Source organism: Allobosea sp. 05L423 (assembly GCF_056397745.1).
The window spans coordinates 186,625-207,919 of the sequence record NZ_JBFTOA010000005.1 but is presented as its reverse complement, the minus strand read 5'-3'; the positions used below and the strand labels follow the sequence as shown (position 1 = coordinate 207,919).

General features: G+C 66.8%; 22 protein-coding genes. 12 read left to right on the top strand and 10 right to left on the bottom strand.

Annotated elements, in window-relative coordinates; all coding sequences use genetic code 11:
* Nucleotides 1–25 precede the first annotated feature (25 nt).
* Entirely contained in the window at nucleotides 26–1,123 is a 1,098-nt protein-coding gene (locus AC1DNE_RS15265; RefSeq protein ID WP_441469358.1) for a DUF917 domain-containing protein, read from the bottom strand.
* A 115-nt stretch (nucleotides 1,124–1,238) separates the two neighbouring features.
* Between AC1DNE_RS15265 and AC1DNE_RS15260 the strand changes: the two genes are divergently transcribed.
* Entirely contained in the window at nucleotides 1,239–2,165 is a 927-nt protein-coding gene (locus tag AC1DNE_RS15260; RefSeq protein WP_441469357.1) for a LysR family transcriptional regulator, read from the top strand.
* A 55-nt stretch (nucleotides 2,166–2,220) separates the two neighbouring features.
* Here the strand turns inward: AC1DNE_RS15260 and AC1DNE_RS15255 are convergent, their stop codons facing one another.
* On the bottom strand, nucleotides 2,221–2,388 hold the full coding sequence (locus AC1DNE_RS15255) for a hypothetical protein (protein WP_441469356.1): 168 nt from the start codon (nucleotides 2,386–2,388) through the stop codon (nucleotides 2,221–2,223).
* On the opposite strand from AC1DNE_RS15255, the gene AC1DNE_RS15250 reads away from it, so the two are divergent.
* Genes AC1DNE_RS15250 through AC1DNE_RS15235 form a run of 4 tightly spaced genes read left to right on the top strand, consistent with a single transcriptional unit; the run spans nucleotide 2,387 to nucleotide 5,306 of the window.
* Nucleotides 2,387–3,184 carry a substrate-binding periplasmic protein gene (locus AC1DNE_RS15250; RefSeq protein ID WP_441469355.1) on the top strand — a complete coding sequence of 266 codons (798 nt, stop codon included), beginning with the start codon at nucleotides 2,387–2,389 and terminating at the stop codon, nucleotides 3,182–3,184. The genes AC1DNE_RS15255 and AC1DNE_RS15250 overlap by 2 nt on opposite strands.
* Nucleotides 3,185–3,198: 14 nt before the next feature.
* A complete protein-coding gene (locus AC1DNE_RS15245; protein ID WP_441469354.1) occupies nucleotides 3,199–3,948 on the top strand; it encodes an amino acid ABC transporter ATP-binding protein in 750 nt (249 codons plus the stop codon).
* Between the two features lie 9 nt (nucleotides 3,949–3,957).
* Nucleotides 3,958–4,632: an amino acid ABC transporter permease gene (locus tag AC1DNE_RS15240; protein WP_441469353.1), complete on the top strand. Its 675-nt coding sequence runs from the start codon at nucleotides 3,958–3,960 to the stop codon at nucleotides 4,630–4,632.
* The gene (locus AC1DNE_RS15235) at nucleotides 4,632–5,306 is read left to right on the top strand and encodes an amino acid ABC transporter permease (protein ID WP_441469352.1); all 675 of its coding nucleotides are present in this window, start codon (nucleotides 4,632–4,634) and stop codon (nucleotides 5,304–5,306) included. Before AC1DNE_RS15240 ends, AC1DNE_RS15235 begins: the two co-directional genes overlap by 1 nt.
* A gap of 20 nt (nucleotides 5,307–5,326) precedes the next feature.
* Here the strand turns inward: AC1DNE_RS15235 and AC1DNE_RS15230 are convergent, their stop codons facing one another.
* On the bottom strand, nucleotides 5,327–6,178 hold the full coding sequence (locus AC1DNE_RS15230; RefSeq protein WP_476766320.1) for an NHL repeat-containing protein: 852 nt from the start codon (nucleotides 6,176–6,178) through the stop codon (nucleotides 5,327–5,329).
* A 74-nt stretch (nucleotides 6,179–6,252) separates the two neighbouring features.
* Here AC1DNE_RS15230 and hydA point away from each other — a divergent pair, with 74 nt between their 5' ends.
* Nucleotides 6,253–7,695, top strand: coding sequence for a dihydropyrimidinase (hydA, locus tag AC1DNE_RS15225; RefSeq protein ID WP_441469350.1), 1,443 nt, complete (start codon nucleotides 6,253–6,255; stop codon nucleotides 7,693–7,695).
* Nucleotides 7,696–7,713: 18 nt separating this feature from the next.
* On the opposite strand, the gene AC1DNE_RS15220 is transcribed toward hydA, so the two are convergent.
* Entirely contained in the window at nucleotides 7,714–8,661 is a 948-nt protein-coding gene (locus AC1DNE_RS15220) for an N-carbamoyl-D-amino-acid hydrolase (protein WP_441469349.1), read from the bottom strand.
* 376 nt (nucleotides 8,662–9,037) lie between these two features.
* Here AC1DNE_RS15220 and AC1DNE_RS15215 point away from each other — a divergent pair, with 376 nt between their 5' ends.
* Nucleotides 9,038–9,199, top strand: coding sequence for a sugar-binding domain-containing protein (locus AC1DNE_RS15215; protein WP_441469514.1), 162 nt, complete (start codon nucleotides 9,038–9,040; stop codon nucleotides 9,197–9,199).
* Between the two features lie 237 nt (nucleotides 9,200–9,436).
* On the opposite strand, the gene AC1DNE_RS15210 is transcribed toward AC1DNE_RS15215, so the two are convergent.
* Nucleotides 9,437–10,675: an MFS transporter gene (locus tag AC1DNE_RS15210; protein ID WP_441469348.1), complete on the bottom strand. Its 1,239-nt coding sequence runs from the start codon at nucleotides 10,673–10,675 to the stop codon at nucleotides 9,437–9,439.
* 335 nt (nucleotides 10,676–11,010) lie between these two features.
* Between AC1DNE_RS15210 and AC1DNE_RS15205 the strand changes: the two genes are divergently transcribed.
* On the top strand, nucleotides 11,011–11,724 hold the full coding sequence (locus AC1DNE_RS15205) for an orotate phosphoribosyltransferase (protein ID WP_441469347.1): 714 nt from the start codon (nucleotides 11,011–11,013) through the stop codon (nucleotides 11,722–11,724).
* A 4-nt stretch (nucleotides 11,725–11,728) separates the two neighbouring features.
* Complete coding sequence (locus AC1DNE_RS15200; protein WP_441469346.1) at nucleotides 11,729–12,364, top strand: TIGR00725 family protein; 636 nt, start codon at nucleotides 11,729–11,731, stop codon at nucleotides 12,362–12,364.
* 12 nt (nucleotides 12,365–12,376) lie between these two features.
* Here AC1DNE_RS15200 and AC1DNE_RS15195 read toward each other — a convergent pair whose 3' ends face one another.
* Complete coding sequence (locus AC1DNE_RS15195) at nucleotides 12,377–12,904, bottom strand: MarR family winged helix-turn-helix transcriptional regulator (protein ID WP_441469345.1); 528 nt, start codon at nucleotides 12,902–12,904, stop codon at nucleotides 12,377–12,379.
* Nucleotides 12,905–12,949: 45 nt separating this feature from the next.
* Between AC1DNE_RS15195 and AC1DNE_RS15190 the strand changes: the two genes are divergently transcribed.
* Nucleotides 12,950–13,828, top strand: a complete 879-nt coding sequence (locus AC1DNE_RS15190; RefSeq protein ID WP_441469344.1) for an alpha/beta fold hydrolase — start codon at nucleotides 12,950–12,952, stop codon at nucleotides 13,826–13,828.
* A 134-nt stretch (nucleotides 13,829–13,962) separates the two neighbouring features.
* Here AC1DNE_RS15190 and hemH read toward each other — a convergent pair whose 3' ends face one another.
* Nucleotides 13,963–15,027: a ferrochelatase gene (gene hemH / locus AC1DNE_RS15185; protein WP_441469343.1), complete on the bottom strand. Its 1,065-nt coding sequence runs from the start codon at nucleotides 15,025–15,027 to the stop codon at nucleotides 13,963–13,965.
* 183 nt (nucleotides 15,028–15,210) lie between these two features.
* Between hemH and AC1DNE_RS15180 the strand changes: the two genes are divergently transcribed.
* Both AC1DNE_RS15180 and ung read left to right on the top strand, forming a co-directional pair.
* Nucleotides 15,211–16,731: a bifunctional metallophosphatase/5'-nucleotidase gene (locus AC1DNE_RS15180; RefSeq protein WP_441469342.1), complete on the top strand. Its 1,521-nt coding sequence runs from the start codon at nucleotides 15,211–15,213 to the stop codon at nucleotides 16,729–16,731.
* Nucleotides 16,728–17,426: a uracil-DNA glycosylase gene (gene ung, locus AC1DNE_RS15175; RefSeq protein WP_441469341.1), complete on the top strand. Its 699-nt coding sequence runs from the start codon at nucleotides 16,728–16,730 to the stop codon at nucleotides 17,424–17,426. Before AC1DNE_RS15180 ends, ung begins: the two co-directional genes overlap by 4 nt.
* Before the next feature lie 116 nt (nucleotides 17,427–17,542).
* On the opposite strand, the gene AC1DNE_RS15170 is transcribed toward ung, so the two are convergent.
* The 3 genes from AC1DNE_RS15170 to AC1DNE_RS15160 all read right to left on the bottom strand — a co-directional run bounded on the left by AC1DNE_RS15170 (nucleotide 17,543) and on the right by AC1DNE_RS15160 (nucleotide 21,269).
* On the bottom strand, nucleotides 17,543–18,775 hold the full coding sequence (locus AC1DNE_RS15170; RefSeq protein ID WP_441469340.1) for a phenylacetate--CoA ligase family protein: 1,233 nt from the start codon (nucleotides 18,773–18,775) through the stop codon (nucleotides 17,543–17,545).
* A gap of 170 nt (nucleotides 18,776–18,945) precedes the next feature.
* Complete coding sequence (locus AC1DNE_RS15165) at nucleotides 18,946–19,791, bottom strand: ABC transporter ATP-binding protein (RefSeq protein ID WP_441469339.1); 846 nt, start codon at nucleotides 19,789–19,791, stop codon at nucleotides 18,946–18,948.
* Nucleotides 19,792–19,937: 146 nt separating this feature from the next.
* The gene (locus AC1DNE_RS15160; RefSeq protein ID WP_441469338.1) at nucleotides 19,938–21,269 is read right to left on the bottom strand and encodes an ABC transporter substrate-binding protein; all 1,332 of its coding nucleotides are present in this window, start codon (nucleotides 21,267–21,269) and stop codon (nucleotides 19,938–19,940) included.
* Nucleotides 21,270–21,295: the final 26 nt, after the last annotated feature.

Genomic DNA, 21,295 nt, shown 5'->3' with positions numbered 1-21,295 from the left:
GCGGGTGTGGGGAGAAGCGCGTGGCCTAGCCTTCGCGGCCGAGCGCGTATTCGGTGAAGTTCATGCCGAGCGCCTTCTCGACGATCGGATAGACGCTGGGGTCGGTCACGCTGGAGCTCAGCGGGATCTTGTCCTTGGGCACGCGCAGGACCGAGAGCTCCATGCCCTCGCGGACATGGCCGGCGCTGGCTGGTTGGCCGTCATTGTCGAGCGTGGTGATCACGTCCGGGAAGCAGGCGTGCCGGGCGCCATCCAGGTCGGTGACGGCCATGTACTCGTTCATGACGTGGATGATGCGCGCGGCCGCACCGGTGCCGACCTGGATCGTGCCGATGTCGAAGGCCTCGTTGGTGTAGCGGACATCCTTCTTGGCGACGGGGCCGCGCGCGATGATCGAACCGCCGGTCTGGTCGCAGATCGCGTCGATCACGGCCGAACCGCCCTTCGGCCTGGCATCGAGGATGCGCTCGCCCAGTGCCAGCGCCATCGAGATGCCGCCGAGCGCGGCATTCTGGCGAACGTAGGCCGCCGAGACGGGGTTGCGGCAGGAGGCGATGAAGCCGCCGGACATGTCCGAAGCGGTGCGCAGGATCGGCGAGACCTTGGCCGTGGCGCCGCGGGTCACCAGCTCGATATACTGGTTCTTGGCACGGTTGCCGCCGACCGCGACCTGAATGGTCGCTTCCGGGCTGTTGGCGAGGCCGATCGAGCCCATGTCGCCGGTGGGGTGGGCGCGGATGTCGCCGACGGCGTCGACCACTTTCACCCCGAGGATCGCGCTGGGAAGCCAGGCGTTCAGCGTGCTCGACATGCCGTTCTGGCCGATGATGAGGCCGTAGACTGGCTTGCCCAGTGCCTCCTGCAGCAGCTGCACGGCCTTGACGTAGTCGATGCCCCACATCTCCCACTCGGTCGTGCCGGCGGGTGCGCCGATGGCGGCGGCGGTGGCGATGATGGCGTCGTCGGGAATCTCGTCCATGGTGACGAGCTCGGGCCTGCCGGTGTTGACCGCGGCGGTGCCGAGCATGCGGCCGTGATCGGCCCAGCCGCCTCCGCCCGCGGCGAAGACCGAACCGCCGGCCACAGCGGCCTCGACATCCCTCATCGTCAGAAAGCGCCTCATCGGCCGGCCTCGTCCCTTGTGACCGGTCGTTGCCGGCGCGAGATCGAGCTTAGAGCGCTATGCGCGAAATGAATCATGCTTATTATGCGGCCGACCATAATCGGATGTTATCCTCATGCGCCTCAATCTCCGGCAGATCGAAGTCTTCCGTGCCATCATGATCACTGGCTCGATCAGCGGCGCGGCCCGGCTGCTCTCGGTCTCGCAGCCGGCGATCAGCCGTCTCCTGGCCTATACGGAGGACCGGTTGGCGCTGCGCCTGTTCGAACGGGTACGCGGCCGCGTGCAGCCGACGCCGGAGGCTCGCCGCCTGTTCCAGGAGGTCGATCAGGTCCATCAGGGCGTGGTCCGGGTCAACGAGCTGGCGGAGGAACTGCGGGAGCGCGGCACGGGCTCGGTGCGGATCGTCGCGAGCCCGAGCGTCGGGCAGGCGCTGGTGCCGGACGCCATTGCCCGCCTGCGCGAGCGCTTCCCGGATCTGCGCGTCGAGTTCGAGGTGCTGACCCTGCTCGAGATCGTCGCCAAGATCGTGGCCGGCCGGGCCGATCTCGGCGTCTCGATCCTTCCCGTCGACGAGCCGACGCTCGACATGGAGGTGCTGACAGAGGGGCGGCTGATGGTGATCATGCCGCGCGACCATGCGTTGGCGCGGCTGCGCGTGATCCGCCCGGCCGATCTCGTACCTTATCCGCTGATCGGGTTCGGGCCGCAGACGCCCTATGGCGATGTCGTCGGTCGTGCGCTCGCTCTGAAAGCCGCGCCGCTCCGCATCAGCACCGTCGTTCGCTTCACGCCCGTCGCCTGCGCAATGGTGCGGGCCGGCGCCGGCATCGCGGTCGTCGACGAGTTCGTGCTGCGCGGGCGGACCTGGCCGGAGCTGGTGTCGCGCCCGCTCGCGCCCAAGACGCGGGTCCGCGCGCACCTTCTGACGCCGCGCTTCGAGCCGCTTTCGCGGACGGCGAGCTCTTTCGTCGACATTTTGCGCGGATTGGTGCCGCCCTTGCCCAGGGGCAAGGATGCGGAGCCGCCCGAAGACGCTTAACATCATGTTATGGAAACCTGACAATAAATAATTGGCAGGGCATGATTTCGCCCTGTTAGGCTTCGCTCCAGACGTGGCCGGATTGTTGCTGGAACAGGGGCGCAACGATCGCGGCGGCGCCGTCGCACAACGGGAGCGGAAGCATGAAACTGAATTCGATCGGGATGGCGCGCGCCGCCATCAGGGGCTTGGCGTTGGCCGCCCTCATCGCGATGCCGGCCATGGCTGAGGACGCCGATCATCCGCAGAACGAAAAGCTGAAAGTGGCCTGCGACCTCGGTTTCGCGCCGTTCTGCTTCAAGACACCGGCCGGCGAGACCACCGGCTTCACCTATGATATGTCCCTCGCGATCGCCCAGAAGCTTGGCCGCCCGGGCGTCGAGGTCACGGATTCGAACTTCTCGGCGATCTTCGCCGGCCTGTTCTCCAAGCGCTACGAGATGATCCCGGCGCCGACCAACATTACGCCCGAGCGTGCCGCGCAGATGCTGTTCAGCGAGCCCTACATGCCGACGGGCCTCGGCTTCCTCGTCAAGAAGGGCAACAAGATCGCCAATCTCGACGAGCTGAAGGGCAAGGCGCTGACCGTCAACAACGGCTCGATCTCGGACAAGTGGCTGACCGACAACGAGGCCAAGTACGGCTTCACCATCCAGCGCTACAACAAGAATGCCGACGCCGTGCAGGCGGTCATGATCGGCCGCGCCTTCGCCAACGTCGCCGATGCGCCGGTCTCGCGCTATGTCTCCACGCAGACGCCAGCTGCGGAAGTTGCCTTCGTGCTCGACAGCGGCCGCAACTTCGGCATCGCCTTCCGCAAGGAGGACGCCGCCTTCCGGTCTCAGGTCGAAGGTGCGCTGGAATGCATGAAGACCGACGGCACGCTCGCGAAGATCCACGAGAAGTGGTTCGGCGTGAAGCCGGATGCCAATTCCTCGGCGGCAAAGGTCTATCCGGGCACCGGCGCGCCGGATTTCGAGGGCTATGACGCGACCGAGCGCAAGGCTGCCTGCAAGTGAACTCGCAGCCCGCCATGACGGCCACGCCTGCTGAGACGATCGTTTCGATCGAGGGGCTGCGCAAGAGCTTCGGCCATGTCGAGGTGCTGCGCGGCGTCGACCTCAAGGTCGGCAAGGGCGAGGCCGTCGTGATCGTCGGCTCCTCCGGTTCGGGCAAGAGCACCTGCCTGCGCTGCATCAACCGGCTGGAGGAACCGACGGCGGGCACCATCCGCGTCGGCGGGCAGGAGATCACCGGTCCGAAGGTGGACCTCAATCTCCTGCGCCGCCGGATCGGCATGGTCTTCCAGGGCATCCATCTCTACCCGCACAAGACCGCGCTGGGGAACGTGATGCTGGCGCTGCGCAAGGTGGTCGGCCTCGGCAAGGAGGAGGCCGAGCGCAAGGCGCGGCACCACCTCGAGGTCGTCGGCCTCGCCCACAAGGCCGATTCCTATCCGGCCGAGCTGTCCGGCGGACAGCAGCAGCGCGTCGGCATCGCCCGCGCCATGGCGCTGGAGCCGCAGGTCATGCTCTTCGACGAGCCGACCTCGGCGCTCGATCCAGAGCTCGTCGGCGAAGTGCTCAACGTCATGGTCCGCACCAAGGAAATGGGCATGACCATGATCGTGGTGACGCATGAGATGAAGTTCGCGCGCGATGTCGCCGACCGCGTCGTCTTCATGGACCATGGCGCGATCCTGGCCGAGGGCACGCCGCAGGAGATCCTGATCAACCCGCAGCACCAGCGCATCCGCGACTTCGTGATGCGCTCGCACGGCTGACGGGCGCACATGGATCAGATCGTCCGCTACTTCTTCGATTTCGGGCTGCTGTCGGCCTACTGGCCCGACATCCTGCGCGGCTTCCTGATCACCGTCGAGATGTCGATCCTGACGGTGCTGATCGGCATCCCGCTCGGCCTCGCGCTCGCGATCCTCAGGCTCTACGGCATCCGGCCGCTGAACTGGCTGATCATCTTCTATATCGACTTCTTCCGCTCGATCCCGCAGCTCGTCCTGATCGTGCTGGCCTATTTCGCGCTGCCCTATTTCGGGCTGGTGCTGGAGCCGGTCACGGCGACCGTGCTGGCGCTTGCGATCGTACTCTCAGCCTTTGCCGAAGAGATCTTCTGGGCCGGCATCAACGCCGTGGCGAAGGGGCAGTGGGAGGCGGGGCGCTCGACGGGCCTCGGCTTCACCCAGACGCTGGCCTACATCATCTTGCCGCAGGTGGTGCGTATGTCTATCCCGCCGCTGACCAACCGCGCCATCGGCATCAGCAAGGGCACGACGCTGGGCTCGGTCGTGGCCGTGCCGGAACTGCTCAACGTGACGTCGAGCATCCAGTCCAACGTCGCCAATCCGACTGCGCTCACCGTCGGCGCGCTGCTCTTCCTCCTGCTGTTCCTGCCCTTCGTGCGCTTCACGCGCTGGCTGGAACATGTCTACGCGCATCCGAGGTCATGATGGACGAGCTCGTCACGACCTTCTTCAATTTCGACGTCCTCAAACAGGTCTGGCCGCTGCTGCTGCAGGGCTTCTGGATGACGCTGGCGCTGGCCGCGGTGGCCGTGCCGCTCTCGGTGTTCGCCGGCATCGCCATCGCGATGGCGCAGGACGTGCCCAGCAAGCTGCTGCGCTTCCTGCTGATCGCCTATGTCGACGTGATGCGTGCGATCCCGCCGCTGGTGCTGCTGATCTTCATCTTCTTCGGCCTGCCGTTCCTGGGCCTGAAGCTCAACGAGTTCACCGCGGCCGTGCTGGCGCTGACGCTGAACGGGTCGAGCTATTTCGCCGAGATCTTCCGCGCCGGCATCGAATCCGTGCCGAAGGGCCAGCGCGAGGCGGCGCGCTCGACCGGGCTGAACTGGTACCAGAGCATGGTCTACGTCGTCGTGCCGCAGGGCACGCGCAATGTGCTGCCGGACCTGATCAGCAACACGGTCGAGCTGGTGAAGCAGACTTCGATCGCCTCGGCGGTTGCGTTGCAGGAGCTGCTGCGCTCGGCGCAGCTCGCACAGGGCCTGCTCTACAATCCGACCCCGCTGATCGCGGTGGCGATCGTCTACTTCCTGATGTTCTGGCCCTTCGTGCGGCTGGTCTCGCGGCTGCAGAACCGCACGGCTCCGTCGGCCGCGTGAAGCGCAGCCGATCCGCCGCGTCAGGACGCGACGGGGAAGAGGCGGGTGATGCGGTTCGGATTGGTCTCGGCGAGGAAGATGTCGCCGGCAGGTCCGAGCCAGAGGCCATGGGCTCCGTTGAGAACCGGCCGGCAGCGGCCGAGCAGGGCACCGTCCGGCGAGAGCAGGCTCAGCGTCGGGATGGAATCGCAGACATGAATCCGGTCTTCCGCATCGGCGACGACATCCTGGGGCCGCAGGAAGGCGTCCCATACCGCCAGAAGCTCGCCATCGGCCGTGAAGCTCTGCACGCGGCTGTTCTCGCGATCGGCGACGATGACGCTGTTGTCGCTGAGCACGCAGATGCCGTGCGGCGTCAGGAAGGCGCCCGGCGCCGTGCCGACCGCGCCCCAGCGACCGAGCGGGCGCCCCTCGGCGTCGAAGCGATGGATGAGCCCGTTGCCGTAGCCGTCGGCGACATAGAAGCCGCCATCGGGCGCGAAGGCGATGTCGCTGGGATGATTGAAGGGATGGCCGGGCCGATGGCTCTCGCCGATCTGCTGCCGGACCTGCCCCTCGGCGTCGCAAAAGAGAATCCGATGGGCGTCGCGGTCGACGATGGCGAGCCCGCCATCGGGCATCCCCGCGATCTTGTGCGCGTCGAGGCAGAGCGCCTCGCCCCAGCTCCGCAGGAGCCTGCCGTCGGCTGCGAGCGTGACGACGCAGGGGCCGTCGGGATCGACGGCGCTGTCGCGGCGCAGCAGGACATGGACGAGCCCGTCCCTGTCGATGGCGAGATCGGTGATCCTTCCCGGCATCGAGGGCAGCGCGCCCCAGGGGCGCTCGACGCCGAAGAGCCTGTCGCCGAGCGCAACGCGCAATTCCGTTTTCATTCTGACCTCGTCGCTGTTTCGCGCGCTGTGGGTGGCCGCCACTTCAGGGCCCCGGCCGCATGGGGAGAAAGACCATGAGCGATTTCGATCTCGTCATCCGCGGCGGAACGGCCGTGACCGCCTGCGATATCGGGCCTTTCGATATCGGTGTCGTCGACGGCATCATCGCCGCGATCGGCGAGGGGTTGCCGGGCGGCCGGGAAGAGGTCGATGCGCGGGGCCAGCTCGTGCTGCCCGGCGGCGTCGACAGCCACGTCCATCTCGATCAGCCCTTTTCCTCGGGCGCTGATATCGCGGATGGATTCGAGAGCGGTACGGCATCCGCCGCCGCGGGCGGGACGACCACGGTCGTCTGCCATGCGCCGCAGATCCGGGGCGGCTCGCTGGCCGGCGCAGTCGCCGCCTATGCCGAGAAGGCGAAGCAGGCTCGGATCGACCATGCCTTCCACCTGCTGGTCAACGACCCGACGCCGGAGGTGCTGGAAAGCGAGTTGCCGGCGCTGGTCGAGGCCGGGCATCGCTCCGTCAAGATTTTCATGACCTATGACAGCAACCGCCTCGGCGACGCGCAGATCCTGCAGACGCTGGCTGCGGCGCGGCGGGCGGGCGCGCTGGTCTGCGTCCATGCCGAGCATCATGAATTGATCACCTGGTTGACGCAGGCGCTGCTGGCGGCCGGATTGACGGCGCCGCGTCATCTCGCCTGGGCCAAGCCCATGGTCGTGGAGCGCGAGGCGACGCATCGGATTCTGGCACTGGCCGAGGCGCTGGATACGCCGATCCAGATCTTCCACGTCTCCGGCGCGCAATCGGGCGAGGAGGTCGAGCGGGCGCAGGCGCGCGGGCAGAAGGCCTGGGCCGAGACCTGCACGCAATATCTCGTGCTCGACGAGGCCGACATGGACAGGCCGGGCTTCGAAGGCGCGAAGTTCATGATCTCGCCGGCCCTGCGCAACGCCGCCGACCGCGAGGCGCTCTGGCAGTACCTGCGCGACGGCGTCATCGACATCGTCTCGTCCGACCATTCGCCGCTGCGCTACGACGATCCGCGCGGCAAGAAGCAGCATGGCGAGAATGCGCCGTTCAACAAGATTCCGAACGGCGTGCCCGGCCTCGCGGCGCGGCTGCCCATTCTCTACTCGGAAGGCGTCGCGAAGGGGCGCATCGACCTGCGCCGCTTCGTCGATCTCGTTGCGACCAATCCGGCCAGGCGTTTCGGGTTGGCGCCGCGCAAGGGCGCGATCGTGGTGGGGGCCGATGCCGATATCGTGCTGCTCGATCCAAACCGGCGCGTCACCCTCACCAATGCCATGCAGCATCACGGCAGCGACTACACGCCCTATGAGGGGATGGAGGTGCAGGGCTATCCGACGGCCACCTATCAGCGCGGCCGCCTCGTCTTCGACGGCGAACGCGTGCTGGCGCAGCCGGGGCAGGGGCAGTTGCTGGCGCGCGGCCCCTATGCCGAGATCGCGCCGGCGGGCCGCTTCCCCACTCCGTTCGACCCGTTCCGATGAGAGAGCCAAGGAGGGCGCTCAGGCGCCCTCCGTCTTTCCGAGCGGGGCGCCGACGCCGGTGCGCTCGGTCAGCAGGCCGTAATGCTCGACGCGGCGGTGGCGGGCGAAGTCGAAGATCGTCGCCTTGCCGAAGCGAGTGTCGTCGAGATCGCAGGGATGGACGAGCACGCCATCTTCCTCGTGGTCGAGTTCGCCGACGATCTTGCCATCCGGCGCGGCGATCAGCGTGCCGCCGAAGAGGTGGTGGCCGTCTTCCGTGCCGGCCTTGGCGACGGCCACGACCCAGGTCGAGTTCTGGTAGGCGCCGGCCTGAACCGAGAGCCGGTGATGGAACAGGCGGTCGGCTGCCGTCTCATTGGGAGATTGCGAGTTGACGGAGGGAGTGTTGTAGCCGAGCACGACCATCTCGACGCCCTGCAGCCCCATGACGCGATAGGTCTCGGGCCAGCGCCGGTCGTTGCAGATCGCCATCCCGAACAGCCCGCCTTCGAACTCCCAGACCGGGAAGCCGAGATCGCCGGGCTCGAAATAGCGCTTCTCGAGATGCTGATGCGCGCGCTCCGGGTCGAACTCGACATGGCCGGGAAGGTGGATCTTCCGGTACTTTCCGACGATCCGGCCTGTGCGGTCGACGAGGATCGAGCTGTTGAAGTGGCGTCCCTCCGGGGTGAGCTCGGCATAACCGAAGCTCATGGCCATCCCGAGTTCCTTCGCCTTGTCGAAGAGCGGCTGCGTCTCCGGGCCGGGCATAGCGCGCTCGAACCAGGGGTCGGCCGCGGCGCGATCCTCGCTGTACCAGCGCGGGAAGAAGGTGGTCAGCGCCAGCTCGGGATAGACGATGAATGTCGCGCCCTGCGCCTTGGCCGCCTCCATGAGCGCGATCATGCGCTCGACGACCTGCTTGCGGCTCTCGGCCCGCTGGATCGGGCCCAACTGGGCGGCGGCGACTGTGACGATACGTGGCACGGGCGTTCCTGATCGGATGAAAGTGGAGGGCCGCCCGATCACGACCTCCTTCGAGATCGATATGCCGCGTCCGAGCGTGGCTTTCGTCGAGGCTGCCCCTTTGGGGTTGCTGGGCCGTATCAAAGCCTTAGATCGTTGCCTCCCATTCTTCATATGCTTTGTTTGCGATCAGCTATAATGCGGCGTTATGCTTTCTCCGCCGACTTGGTTTTCCGACCGGAGCTGAAACGAAGCCGATTGGATTTACGCTTCGCCACGCAGGACCGATCGGTGCCCCAGGCCCACTGTGGAAGCTGCCGATCGCATTGTGAAGCGCCGGGAAAGCGATGTAAGTCTCGGGAGATAGCGCTGTCCCGGCGATCGGTGTGCGACTGCCCTGCCGCTCGAGGGACTGCGCCGCATTCCCACCGTGATCCCGGCTTGCGGCAGCAGGAACAAGGCGGCGGTGATTGCGGCTACGCTGCGTGCCGGGCGGGCTTCCATCCTGATCACCGATGAGGACGCCGCTGTGGCAGCGCTGGCGCTACACAAGGGCTGATCGATCCGGCGCGGTCAGGCGCCCCGGATCGCGTCCAGAAGCTCCTCATGGATCAGGCCGTTCGACGCGACCTGTGGGCCTTCAAAGAGATGAAGCCATCGAGCTTCCCTGCAGCGACCAGCGACATTTCGAGAGGCAGGGCTGGCTTGCTCGCGCTGGTTGCAGATGCGTCTTGAAGCGGCTGGCGCGGCCTCCGCGCCAGCAGTCCCGCAGTGCGTCCTGTCGCGACGGCGCGGCTTACAGCAGCTCTTCGCCGCGCTTCTCGGGGATGAGGAGCCACATCGCGAGGATGTCGAGGACATAGAGGGTCGCGAGCAGCGCGATGGCGGTCTGGAAGCCATAGGCAGCGGCGATCGCTCCCACGACGACGGGGCCGAAGCCGCCGACGCCGCGGCCGATGTTGAACAGCACGTTCTGCGCCGTCGCGCGGGCTGCGGTCGGGAAGAGCTCGCTCATCAGCGCGCCGTAGCCGCCGAGCATGCCGTTGACGAAGAAGCCCATCACCGCACCGGCGACGAGGAGCTGCATCGGGTCGATCAGCCGCGAATAGACGATGACCATCACCGCGGCGCCGAGCATGTAGCCGAAGAAGGCCGGGCGACGGCCGATCCGGTCGGCGATATGGCCGAAGGCGAAGATGCCGAGTGCCATGCCGGCGATGGTCACCGCCGTCCACAGGGCCGATTGGGTGAGGGCGAAGCCGAACCGCGTGGCGAGGTAGTTCGGCAGCCAGATCATCACGCCGTAATAGCCGAAGTTCTGGACCGAGCAGAGGATCACCATGCCGATGCTGAGCTTGGTGGTCTCCCAGTCCTTGACCAGCAGGCGAAGGGCCGATTCCTTCGGACGGTCCTTGGAGCGGGCGACGAAGACATCGGGCTCGTGCAGCGAATGCCGGATGAAATAGGCCGCGATCGCTGGCAGGACGCCGATGGCGAACATGCCGCGCCAGCCAATCGTGGGCAGCAGCAGCGGGGTGACGAGGGCTGCCGCGAGAACGCCGACCTGCCAGCCGAGGCCGACATAGGAGGAAGCGCGCGCCCGCTTCGAGGCCGGCCAGGCCTCGGCGACGAGCGCCATGCCGATGCCGAATTCGCCGCCGAGCCCGAGGCCGGCGATGGTCCGGTAGATCAGCAGATCCCAATAGCCCTGGGCGAAGGCGCACAGGCCGGTGAAGACGGCAAACAGGACGATGGTCCAGGTCAGGACGCGGACGCGGCCGATGCGGTCCGAGAGCATGCCGAAACCGATGCCGCCGAGCACGGCGCCGACGAGCGTCGCCGTCACCAGCGAGGCGGCCTGGGCCTGGCTCAGCTGCAGATCGGCCGAGATCGCCCTGAGCATGAAGCCGAGGATGAGCAGATCGAAGCCGTCCATCGCATAGCCGATGGCGGCGCCCCACAGCGCCTTGCGCGCCTTGTCGTCCACCGTCGTCGGTGCCGACAGCGCGGCGGCAGATGTTGTCCGATCGCTCATGGCTCAAAGCCCCTCGTTTTCGCGCGGCCGAACGATGCTGAGCCGCAAAGCTGATCGAGGCGCGCTCAAATGCGTGGTGTCGGTTCGACATGTCACGCAGCCGGAGCCGGCGCAATAATTGGCCTCGACCCTGCCTGTGGATGTGTCAGGAAACATTTGCGCGTGTGGCTTTGGCGACAGCGGGGCGCCTGTCCGCGCGCCGTGGTGGAAATCGCGGCACGGGGATTGACCTGCCGGGCGGGGGCGATCAGAAGAGGCCGTTTGCCAATTCGACCTGCCCCTGCGCCCTTGCCCTCCCCGGCGAGCGGCGTCGCTCAGCCCGGAGAAACCGCGCCATGCCCAACCTGTTCACCCCCACCGACAGGACCGTGATCGCGCGCGAAGCGGCCAAGATGCTGCTCGAGATCAAGGCGGTCCATTTCTACAGCGACAAGCCCTTCTTCTTCACCTCGGGCTGGGCGAGCCCGGTCTATATCGACTGCCGCAAGATCATCTCCTATCCGCGCCTGCGCTCGACGCTGATCGACTTCGCCGCCACCACGATCGTGCGCGACATCGGCTACGAGTCGCTCGACACCATCGCCGGCGGCGAGACGGCCGGCATTCCCTTTGCCGCCTGGATCTCGGACCGCCTCGCGCTGCCGATGCAGTATGTGCGCAAGAAGCCGAAGGGCTTCGGCCGCAACGCCCAGATCGAGGGTTCGGTCGTCGAAGGTGCGCGTACGCTGCTGGTCGAGGATCTCGCCACCGACGGCCGCAGCAAGGTCAATTTCTGCGAGGCGCTGCGCAATGCCGGCGCCGATGTGCAGCACTGCTTCGTGCTGTTCTACTACGACATCTTCCCGAAGAGCCGCGAGCTGATGGCGGAGATCGGTGTGAACCTGCACTACCTCACCACCTGGTGGGACGTGCTGGCCGTCGCGAAGGACAGCGGCCATTTCGAGCCGAAGATCCTTGCCGAGGTCGAGAGCTTCCTCAACGATCCGGCGAGCTGGTCGTCCAAGCATGGCGGCATCTCCGCCTTCGGTGAAGAAAAGAAGCCGGCCTGAGCCGATGCTTCAGGACCCGCAGCTGCGTCTCGATATCAAGAGCGGGGAGCTGCACGACGAGCGCGGCCGGATGTTCGATCCGGCGGCGCGACGATGGAGCGAAGCGCAACCAGGCAGGCCGGGGGAGCCGGTCTCGGCTGCCCATGCCCTGCGCTGGCTCCAGCGCGAGAGCGGGATGCCGCTGCGCACGCCCGTCGCCGTGATCGGCACGCGCACGCCGACCGCGTCTCAGGCCGTTGCCGCCGAGACCTTGGGGCGGCTTCTCGCCGAGCACGGCGTCACCGTGCTGTGTGGCGGCCGCTCAGGCGTGATGGAGGAGGTCTGCCGTGGCGTCGCGCAGGCCGGCGGGCTGTCGATTGGCCTGCTGCCCGATGACGAGCCGGAGGCGGCCAATCCTTACGTCACCGTTCCGCTTGCGACGGGGATCGGCGTGGCGCGCAATGCGCTGATCGCCCGTGCCGCCCGCTGCCTCGTCGCGATCGGCGGCGGCTACGGTACCCTGTCGGAGATCGCCTTCGCCCTGCAGTTCAAGCGGCCGGTGTTCCTGCTGGACGGCGCGCCCGCGGTCGATGGGGCGCTCGAATGCGCCGATGCCGAGGCGGCGCTCGATGCCGTTGCACGGGTCATCCTGGCCCTCTGATCGACTTTCGGTTCACGACCTGCCGAGGCGGTTTCCTGCGGCTGCGCTGCGGGCCTCGAGCGCCTTGGCGACGCGGCGCATCGACTCGCCGGCGGCATGGCATTCCTCGTCGCTGAGCACAGTCATCATCGCCTCGATCTCGGCGACGTGGATCGCCATCGCCTTGCGGGTCAGAGCTTCGCCTGCGGGCGTCAGCCAGAGGCGGCGCAGGCGCTTGTCAGTTTCGTCATTGCGTCGCTCGATCAACCCGCGCCGCTCCAGCACCGGCAGCAACATGCTCATCGCGCTGCGTCCGACCAGCAGTTTCTCGGCCAGTGCCTGCTGCGAAAGGCCTGGCGCATGAAAGATGTTGGCGAGCACGTCGTAATGCGCGAGCTGAATGTCGAGCGGCGCCAGCGCCTCGGTGAAGACCTTCTCCCACAGGCTATGTGCGCGGGCGACGGCAACCCAGTTGCGGAAGCGCGGCAGGTCCCAGGGCAGAATCTGTGTTGTCGCCTGATTGGAAGGGGTCGGCGCGGAAAGCTCTTGCTTTTTGTTCATGGCTGAACATATTCGTTCAGCGCTGAACAAGACAGAGTCTGTGCCATGACCACTTCCGCTCTCCGCTACATGCGCCCGCTGGTCCGGGCCGCCAGCTTCGTGGCACCCGGTGCGACCGGCCGGCTTGCTTTCCGTCTGTTCTGTACCCCGCCGAGGCCGCTGAAGCGAAACGGAAAATCGCCCGAACAGGCTGCCGCGACAAGACTACGGCTAGCCAGCCGACGCGCGATCCCGTTCCCCTGCGGGAGCGTGCAGGCCTATGTCTTCGAGCCGGAGGGGCGCGCGGCGACCGGGACAGTGCTGCTGGTCCATGGCTGGACGGGAGAGGCGGCCTCGATGACCGCCTTCGTCGAGCCGCTACTGACCGCGGGCTTCCGGGTCGTCGCCTTCGACCTGCCGGGCCATGGCGCTTCGACGGGGCGCGAGCTCAACCTCCCGCTCGGCGTGGCGAGTCTCGCAGCCGTGGCGCGGGTGTTCGGGCCGCTGCATGCGATCGTCACGCATTCCTTCGGCGGCGCGATCGCGCTTGCTGCATTGGCGGGCTCGGTCAGGGGGCAGCCGCCGGTCAGCGCCGGGCGGTTGGTGCTGATCGCCGCGCCGTCTTCGATCACCGAGATCACCCGGCAATTCGGCGCCGCGATCGGCCTTGGCCGGCGCGGTCAGGCGGCCCTGGAGCGGCGCATCCATGTCGTTGCGGGCAACCCGGTCGAGGTCTTCGAAGGGCCGCTGCAGCTGGAGGCGATCGGACTGCCGACGCTGGTCATTCACGACCGCCAGGACCGCGAACTCGGCTTCCAGCATGCGCAAGCGCTGGCCGGCGCCGGCTCCTTCGTCAGGCTCGAAGCGACGGAGGGGCTCGGCCATCGCCGCATCCTGAAGGCGCGGCCGGTGGCCGAGAGCGTGGCGCGCTTCGTCGCGAATTGAGCACGACATGCCGTCATTGCGAGAAGCGAAGCGATGAAGCAATCCAGGGACCGCGGGGCTCGACGGTTCCACCCGGTCCCCTTGGATTGCTTCGCTTTGCTCGCAATGACGGGATCAGCTGAGCCTGCGAAAGCTCAGAGCCAGCCCATCAGCTCCCGCTGCACGACTTCGGCGATGACGTCGATGCCCTCGCGCGAGTCGTTGAGGCAGGGCAGATAGGCGAATTTCTCGCCGCCATTGTGCAGGAAGATCTCGCGGTTCTCGCCGTCGAGCTCCTCGAGCGTCTCCAGGCAATCGGCCGAGAAGCCGGGCGCGACGATCGCCATAGACTTCTTCCCGGCCAGGGCCAGTGCCTTCACCGTCTCGTCGGTATAGGGCTGCAGCCACTCGTCGGGGCCGAAGCGCGACTGGAAGGTCAGTGGGAAGCGCTCTTCGGAGAGACCGAGCTCGGCGCGCAGCAGGCGCCAGGTCTTGACGCATTGGCAGTAATAGGGGTCGCCCTTCAGCAGGTATTCCTTCGGCATGCCGTGGAAGGAGCAGAGGATGACCTCGGGTTCGAAATCGAGCTTGGCGAGCGAGGCGCGCATCGAGCGGGCCAGCGCGCCGATATAGACAGGGTCGTCGTGATAGGGCGGCGAGACGCGTACCGAGGGCTGCCAGCGCATCTGCATCAGCGCGCGGAAGGCCTGGTCGCAGGCCGTGGCCGAGGTCGGCGCGGCATATTGCGGATAAAGCGGCACCAGCAGGATGCGTTCGCAGCCCTGGTCGAGCAGGGCCTTCAACCGGCTCTTCACATCGGGAAAGCCGTAGCGCATCGCCCAGTCGAAGACGACGCGGTCGCCTGCGAGCGGCTTCAGGCGCTCGGCGAGCTGCTCGGCCTGCGAGCGGGTGATGGTCTTGAGTGGGCCCTCGTTGCGCTCGTTGTTCCAGATCGATGCGTAATCCTTGCCTTTGCGACCGGGGCGCGTCGACAGGATGATCAGGTTGAGGATCGGCCACCATTTCCAGCGCGGCTCCTCGATGACGCGCCGGTCGGACAGGAACTCCTTGAGGTAGGCGCGCATCGGCCAGTAGCCGGTGCCCTCGGGCGTGCCGAGATTCATCAGCAGCACGCCGATGCGTCCGTATTGCACCCTGGGATGGTCGGGCGGCAGGGAAGCGGCCTCGCGGCCGGGCGCCGCGGCGATGTCAGCAGTCATGAGCGGATGCTCTCCTTGCCACCGTGATTTAGACGAGTTCGCGCTTTCGTCCAGCCTTGAAGCCTGTTGAAAGCATGGGTGCGACATTGCCGCCGCCGTCCGGCGGCGCGATGCATCCTCTGGTCAGTGCGGCTTAACTCTTGCTAGTCTGGAGCCGTTCTCAAGACCTGAGGGGCGCCTGCCATGACGAAACTCACCCGCCGCAAGGCTCTAGGCGTCCTGGCGGCGCCTGCCACGCTCGCCGCGACCGCCCCGGTGGCGATGGCGCAGCAGCCGGCGCCGAGCTTCACGCTGCTGCTCGTCAACGACATCTACAAGATGAGCGACGACAAGGGGCGCGGCGGCTTCGCGCGCGCGTCCGGCATCGCCAAGGCCGAGCGGGCCAAGGGTGTGCCGGTGCTCTTCTGCCATGCCGGCGACTGCTACTCGCCCTCGCTGATGTCGGGCTTCGACCAGGGCGCGCATATCGTCGCCATGCAGAACAAGATGGGCATCGACGTCTTCGTGCCGGGCAACCACGAATTCGATTTCGGCAAGGAGAACTATCTCAAGCTCGTGGCCGCGCAGACCTACCCGACCTTCGCTGCCAATCTGCGCGACGCGTCGGGCAATCCGCTGCCCGGCCACAAGGACAGCCAGATCTTCGAGCTCGGCGGCATCAAGGTCGGCGTCATCGGCACAGCCTTCGACTCGACGCCGCAGGTTTCCTTTCCGGGCGACCTGAAATTCTCCTCGACGATGGAGGCGCTGCGCCGCGAGGCGAAGGCGCTGAAGGGGCAGGGCGCCGACATTCTCGTCGCCGTCGTCCATGCCGACCGGGCGATGGATTATGAGATCGTCCGCTCGCGCGTCGTCGACATCGTGCTGACCGGCCACGATCATGACCTCGCCATCGCCTATGACGGCAAGGTGGTGATGGTCGAGTCGAACGAGGAGGGCAATTACGTCACCGCCATCGACATCGCCGTCAGCGTCAAGGGCGAGGGCGCGGCCCGGCAGGTCTCCTGGACGCCGACCTTCCGCGTCAACGATTCCCGCTCCGCCACGCCGGACCCGGATGTCGCCGCGATCGTGAAGGGCTATGAGGCGGAGCTCTCGAAGGAGCTCGACGTCGACATCGCCACGCTGGCCGCGCCGCTCGATTCCCGCACCGGCGTCATCCGCACGCAGGAGACCGCGATCGGCAACCTGATCGCCGATGCGATCCGGGCCGCGACCGGCGCCCAGCTCGCCATCACCAATGCCGGCGGCATCCGCGCCAACAAGCAATATGCCGCCGGGCAGAAGCTGACGCGCCGCGACGTGCTGAGCGAACTGCCCTTCGGAAACGCCACGGTGATGGTCGAGATCACCGGCAAGGACGTGAGGGACGCGATCGAAAACGGCTTGCGCGATGCGCCGCAGGGCGCCGGCCGCTTCCCCGTGGTCTCCGGCCTCACCTTCGAAGCCGATCTCAAGCAGCCGCAAGGCTCGCGCGTCATCGCGGTCACGGTCGACGGCAAGCCGATCGACCCGGCCGGCAAATATACCGTCGCTTCCAACAACTTCATGCTGGAAGGCGGCGACGGCTATACGGCGCTGGGCCGCGGCAGGACGCTGATCGGCCTCACCGACGGCAAGCTGATGGCGAACGAAGTGATGGTCTATGTGCGCCGGCTCGGCACGGTCGACGCCAAGGTCGAGGGCAGGGCCGTCCTGAAGTGAGCTGCACCGACGCGCTCGCTGCCTTTCTGGCGAGCGGGAATTCCAGGGGCTGGCGCGACCTGCCGGTCTTCGCTGCCGGGGGAGACGCCGCGCGCGCCTGCGCCGTCGTCGATGCCGAGCGGGAGGCCGGGCATGTCGTGGCACCGGCGCCGGAGCGGGTCTTCGCCGCGCTGGCGCTGACGCCGCTGGACGCGGTCCGCGCCGTGATCCTCGGGCAGGATCCCTATCCGACGCCCGGGCATGCCAATGGGCTCGCCTTCTCCTATGTCGGCCCGCCGCCGCTGCCACGCTCGCTCGTCAACATCTACAAGGAGCGGGCCGAGGATCTCGGGAGGGCGGCGCCGTCCGACGGCGACCTGACGCGCTGGGCGCAGCAGGGCGTGTTGCTGCTCAACACCGCGCTGACGGTGCGGGAGGGGGCGAGCAAGGCGGGTTCGCACCTTTCGCTCGGCTGGGGGAAGGTTACGGACGCCGTCATCGCGGCCGTCTCGCGGGAGCGACCCCATGCCGTCTTTCTGCTCTGGGGTGCGCCCGCGCAGGCGAAGCGGCCGCTGATCGACGAGGACCGGCATCTCGTCATCGCCAGCGCTCATCCTTCTCCGCTTTCGGCAAGGCGCGGCTTCTTCGGGTCGAAGCCGTTCAGCCGGGCGAATGCCTGGCTGGAAGGGCAGGGGGAGAAGGCGATCGCCTGGTGATGTCGACGACCGTCATGCTCGGGCTTGACCGGAGCATCTCGCGTTAGAAGAGGCGCCTTGTTCGGCAAGAGATTCTCGGGTCGAAGCCCTGCTTCGCCCGAGAATGACGGCGGATGTCACCCCACCGGCCGCTCGTCGGCGATGACCTTGCCGTCATTGGGCAGGGCGCCGAGCGGCAGGATCTCGACCGCGCCCTTGAGCTTCGTCACCTGCTGCAGGGTCGAGGACACCGCGTCGACGAAGCCGGCTGGTTCGGCGTAGATCTCGGCCTTGAGGGTCATGGTGTCGGTCTCGTTGGCGCGGCCGACCACAAGCCTGAGCTTGGCGATCTCGGCATGGCGCCTGGCGATCTCGGCGACCTGCTCGGGACGCACGAACATGCCCTTGATCTTGGCGGTCTGGTCGGCGCGGCCCATCCAGCCCCTGATGCGGGTGTTGCTGCGTCCGCAGGCGCTCCTGCCCGGCAGGACGGCGGTGAGATCGCCGACGGCGAGTCTGATTTGAGGGTGATGCGGGTCGAGATTGGTGATGACGACCTCGCCGACCTCGCCCTCGGGAACGGGGTCGCCGGTACCGGGGCGGACGATCTCGACGATCAGGTTCTCGTTCAGCACCATGCCCTCGCGTGCCGGCGTTTCGTAGGCGATGACGCCGACATCGGCGGTCGCATAGAGCTGGTAGGCGTCTATCCCGCGCTCCCCGACCCAGGCCTGCAGCGAGGGTGGGAAGGCTGCACCGGAGACAACCGCGCGCTTGATCGAGGAGATATCGACGCCGCGAGCGTCGGCGGCTTCGATCAGGATCTTGAGGAAGTCCGGCGTGCCGGCATAGGCGCTCGGCCGATAGGCGGAGATCACCTCCATCTGCTGCTCGGTATTGCCGGGCCCGGCCGGGATCACGGCGCAGCCGATGGCGCGGGCTGCGGAGTCCATGATGAAGCCACCCGGCGTCAGGTGATAGCTAAGCGTGTTCAGCACGATGTCGCCCGGCCGGAAGCCGGCGGCATGGAGGCCGCGCGCCGCGTTCCAGGCATCGGCGGCGGTGCCCTCGGGCTCGAAGATCGGGCCTGGCGAGGTGAAGAGCCGGCCGAAGGAGCCGGCGTGAGCCGGGACGAAGCCGCCGAAGGGCAGCGCCTGCTGCTGGAGCGCGGGCAAGTCGGCCTTGCGCAAAACCGGCAGGCGCGCCAGTGCCTCGCGGCTCGTCACGGATGCGGGATCGATGTCGCGCAACCGTTCGGCATAGGCCGGTGCCTGCATCGCGGCGGCGATCAGCTTCGGCAGCCGCGCGAAGAGATCGGCCTCGCGCTCCTCGGGCGAGCGGGTTTCGAGCGCGTCGTAATGCTCGGTCATGGTGCGGTCTCGTTCATCGGGTCTTTGGCAGGTAGCAGCCCTCATCCTGAGGAGCGCTCGGAGAGTGCGTCTCGAAGGATGTTCCAGATATCTCCGGAACCTCCCGGAGCATCCTTCGAGACGCCGCTGCGCGGCTCCTCAGGATGAGGGCTTCGCAAGATGGCAGATGTTCACGACAGCCAGCGCTTGCGGCGCTTGTAGCTCTTCACCTCGCGGAAGGACTTCTTGTTGCCCTCGGCGACGCCAAGGTAGAATTCCTTCACGTCCTCGTTCTCGCGCAGCATCTGGGCTTCGCCATCCATGACGACGCGGCCGGTCTCCATGATGTAGCCATAGGTGGCGTAGCGCAGCGCCATGTTGGTGTTCTGTTCGGCGACGAGGAAGGAGACGCCTTCCTCGGCATTGAGCCGGCGAACGATCTCGAAGATCTCTTCGACGATCTGCGGCGCGAGGCCCATCGAGGGCTCGTCGAGCAGGATCATCTTCGGCTTCGACATCATCGCGCGGCCGATGGCGCACATCTGCTGCTCGCCGCCGGAGGTGTAGCCGGCCTGCGAATTGCGGCGCTGCCTGAGGCGGGGGAACAGCGTGTAGATCTTCTCGAGGTCGCGCTTGATCGCGGCGTTGCCGTCGCGGCGGGTGAAGGCGCCGGTCAGCAGGTTTTCCTCGATGGAGAGATGGCCGAAGCAGTGCCGCCCCTCCATGACCTGGATGCAGCCGCGCCGGACCAGCTCGTTCGGGGACATCTTGTCGACGCGCTCGCCGTCGAAAATGATCGAGCCCTTGGTGACCTCGCCGCGCTCGGCCTTGAGCAGGTTGGAGATCGCCTTCAGCGTCGTGGTCTTGCCGGCGCCGTTGGCACCGAGGATCGCGACGATGCCGGCGCGCGGCACGGTCAGCGAGACCCCCTTCAGCACCAGCACGACATGGTCGTAGATGACCTCGATATTGTTGAGCGACAGGATGGTGTCGCTCGCGGTCGCTGCGGTTGGCTTTTCAAGAGTGGCGGTGGACATCGGACCTCCAAATCCTTCTCCTCTCGGGGGAGAAGGTGCCTGCGGAGCAGACGGATGAGGGCTGTAGCTCCTCATCCGTCCTTTCCCTCATCCGACCCGGCTATGCCGGGCCACCTTCCCCCCGGGGGAGAAGGCTCGGCGTTGCGTTACGACGACTTCTCGCAGGTCTCGGAGCGCTTCGGCCAGTTGCCGGCCTTCTCGACATAGTCCTTGGCGTTGGTCTCGATCAGCGGACGGACCTCGTCCTTCATCGGCTCGACCCAGTCGGCCTTCTTGGTCCACTTCGTGCCGTCCCACTCCGAGACGAACATCTTGCTGTGGCCGGAATGGTCGGTGCAGGAGATCGTCGTCGGCGTGACGAAGCCGCCGAGCCCGATCTCCTTCAGGCGCGCCTCGGTCAGGTTGAGCGATTCCAGGCCGCGACGCATGTCCTGCGCATCGATCACCTTCTTGCCGGTGAGCTTCTGCGCGTTGCGGATGCCCTCGACGACCAGCATCGCGTTGTAGACGCCGCGGTTGTAGAGGGCCTCGCCGACCTTCTCCTTCGGTGTCGTGCTCTTGCCCTTGTCGACCACGAACTTCAGGATGTCCTGCATCGCGGGCGCCTCGGTGCCGCTCAGCGTCCAGCTCAGCGACCGGTAGCCCTTGGCCTGCTCGCCGCCCGCACGCGCGTCGTCATCGCCGCCAGCCCACCACACGCCGACGAACTTGTTCATCGGGAAGTTGTTCTTGGCGGCTTCCTTGACCGCAGTCGGGTTCATCGCGCCCCAGCCCTGGTTGTAGAGGAAGTCCGGCCGGTCACGCCGGATCGAGAGCCAGAGCGAGCCCTGATTCTGCATGTCGGCCGCCGCCACCGGGTACAGCTTCAGCTCGAAGCCGTATTTCTTGGCGAGGTTCTCGAGCACCGGGATCGGCTCCTTGCCGAAGGGCGCGTCGAGATGGATCAGGCCGAGCTTCTTGCCCTTGAGCTTGTCGAGGCCGCCGAGCTCGGCCGCCATGTGCTTCACCATGACGGAGGCGCCGTCCCAATAGGTGAAGGGCGGGATGAAGACCCAGGGGAAGTTCGTGCCATCAGCCGAGGCGGAGAGGCCATAGGCCATCGACAGGATCGGGATCTTGTCGACATGGGCGCGCGGGATCGCGGCGAGCGTCGCGCCGGTCGACCAGGGCGAATAGACGATGGTGTTCTTCGCCTTGGCCTGCTCGTAGCACTCGATCGACTTCTTGGTGTCGTAGCCGGTCTCGCACTCCTCGTAGATGACCTTGACGCCGTTCACGCCGCCGTCGCGCTCGTTGATCATCGTGACGTAGTCGCGCATGCCGTCGCCGATCGGGATGCCCGAGCCGGAGAACGGGCCGGTGCGATAGGCGTTGTTGGCGAAGTAGACGCTGTCCTGCGCCGCGGCCGGAGCGATCGCGCCGGCTGCGGTGAGTAGGGCGCCCAGAGCCGCCCCTTTCATCAGAATGCTGGTCTTCATGGACTTCCTCCGTTTGTTTCCTCCCG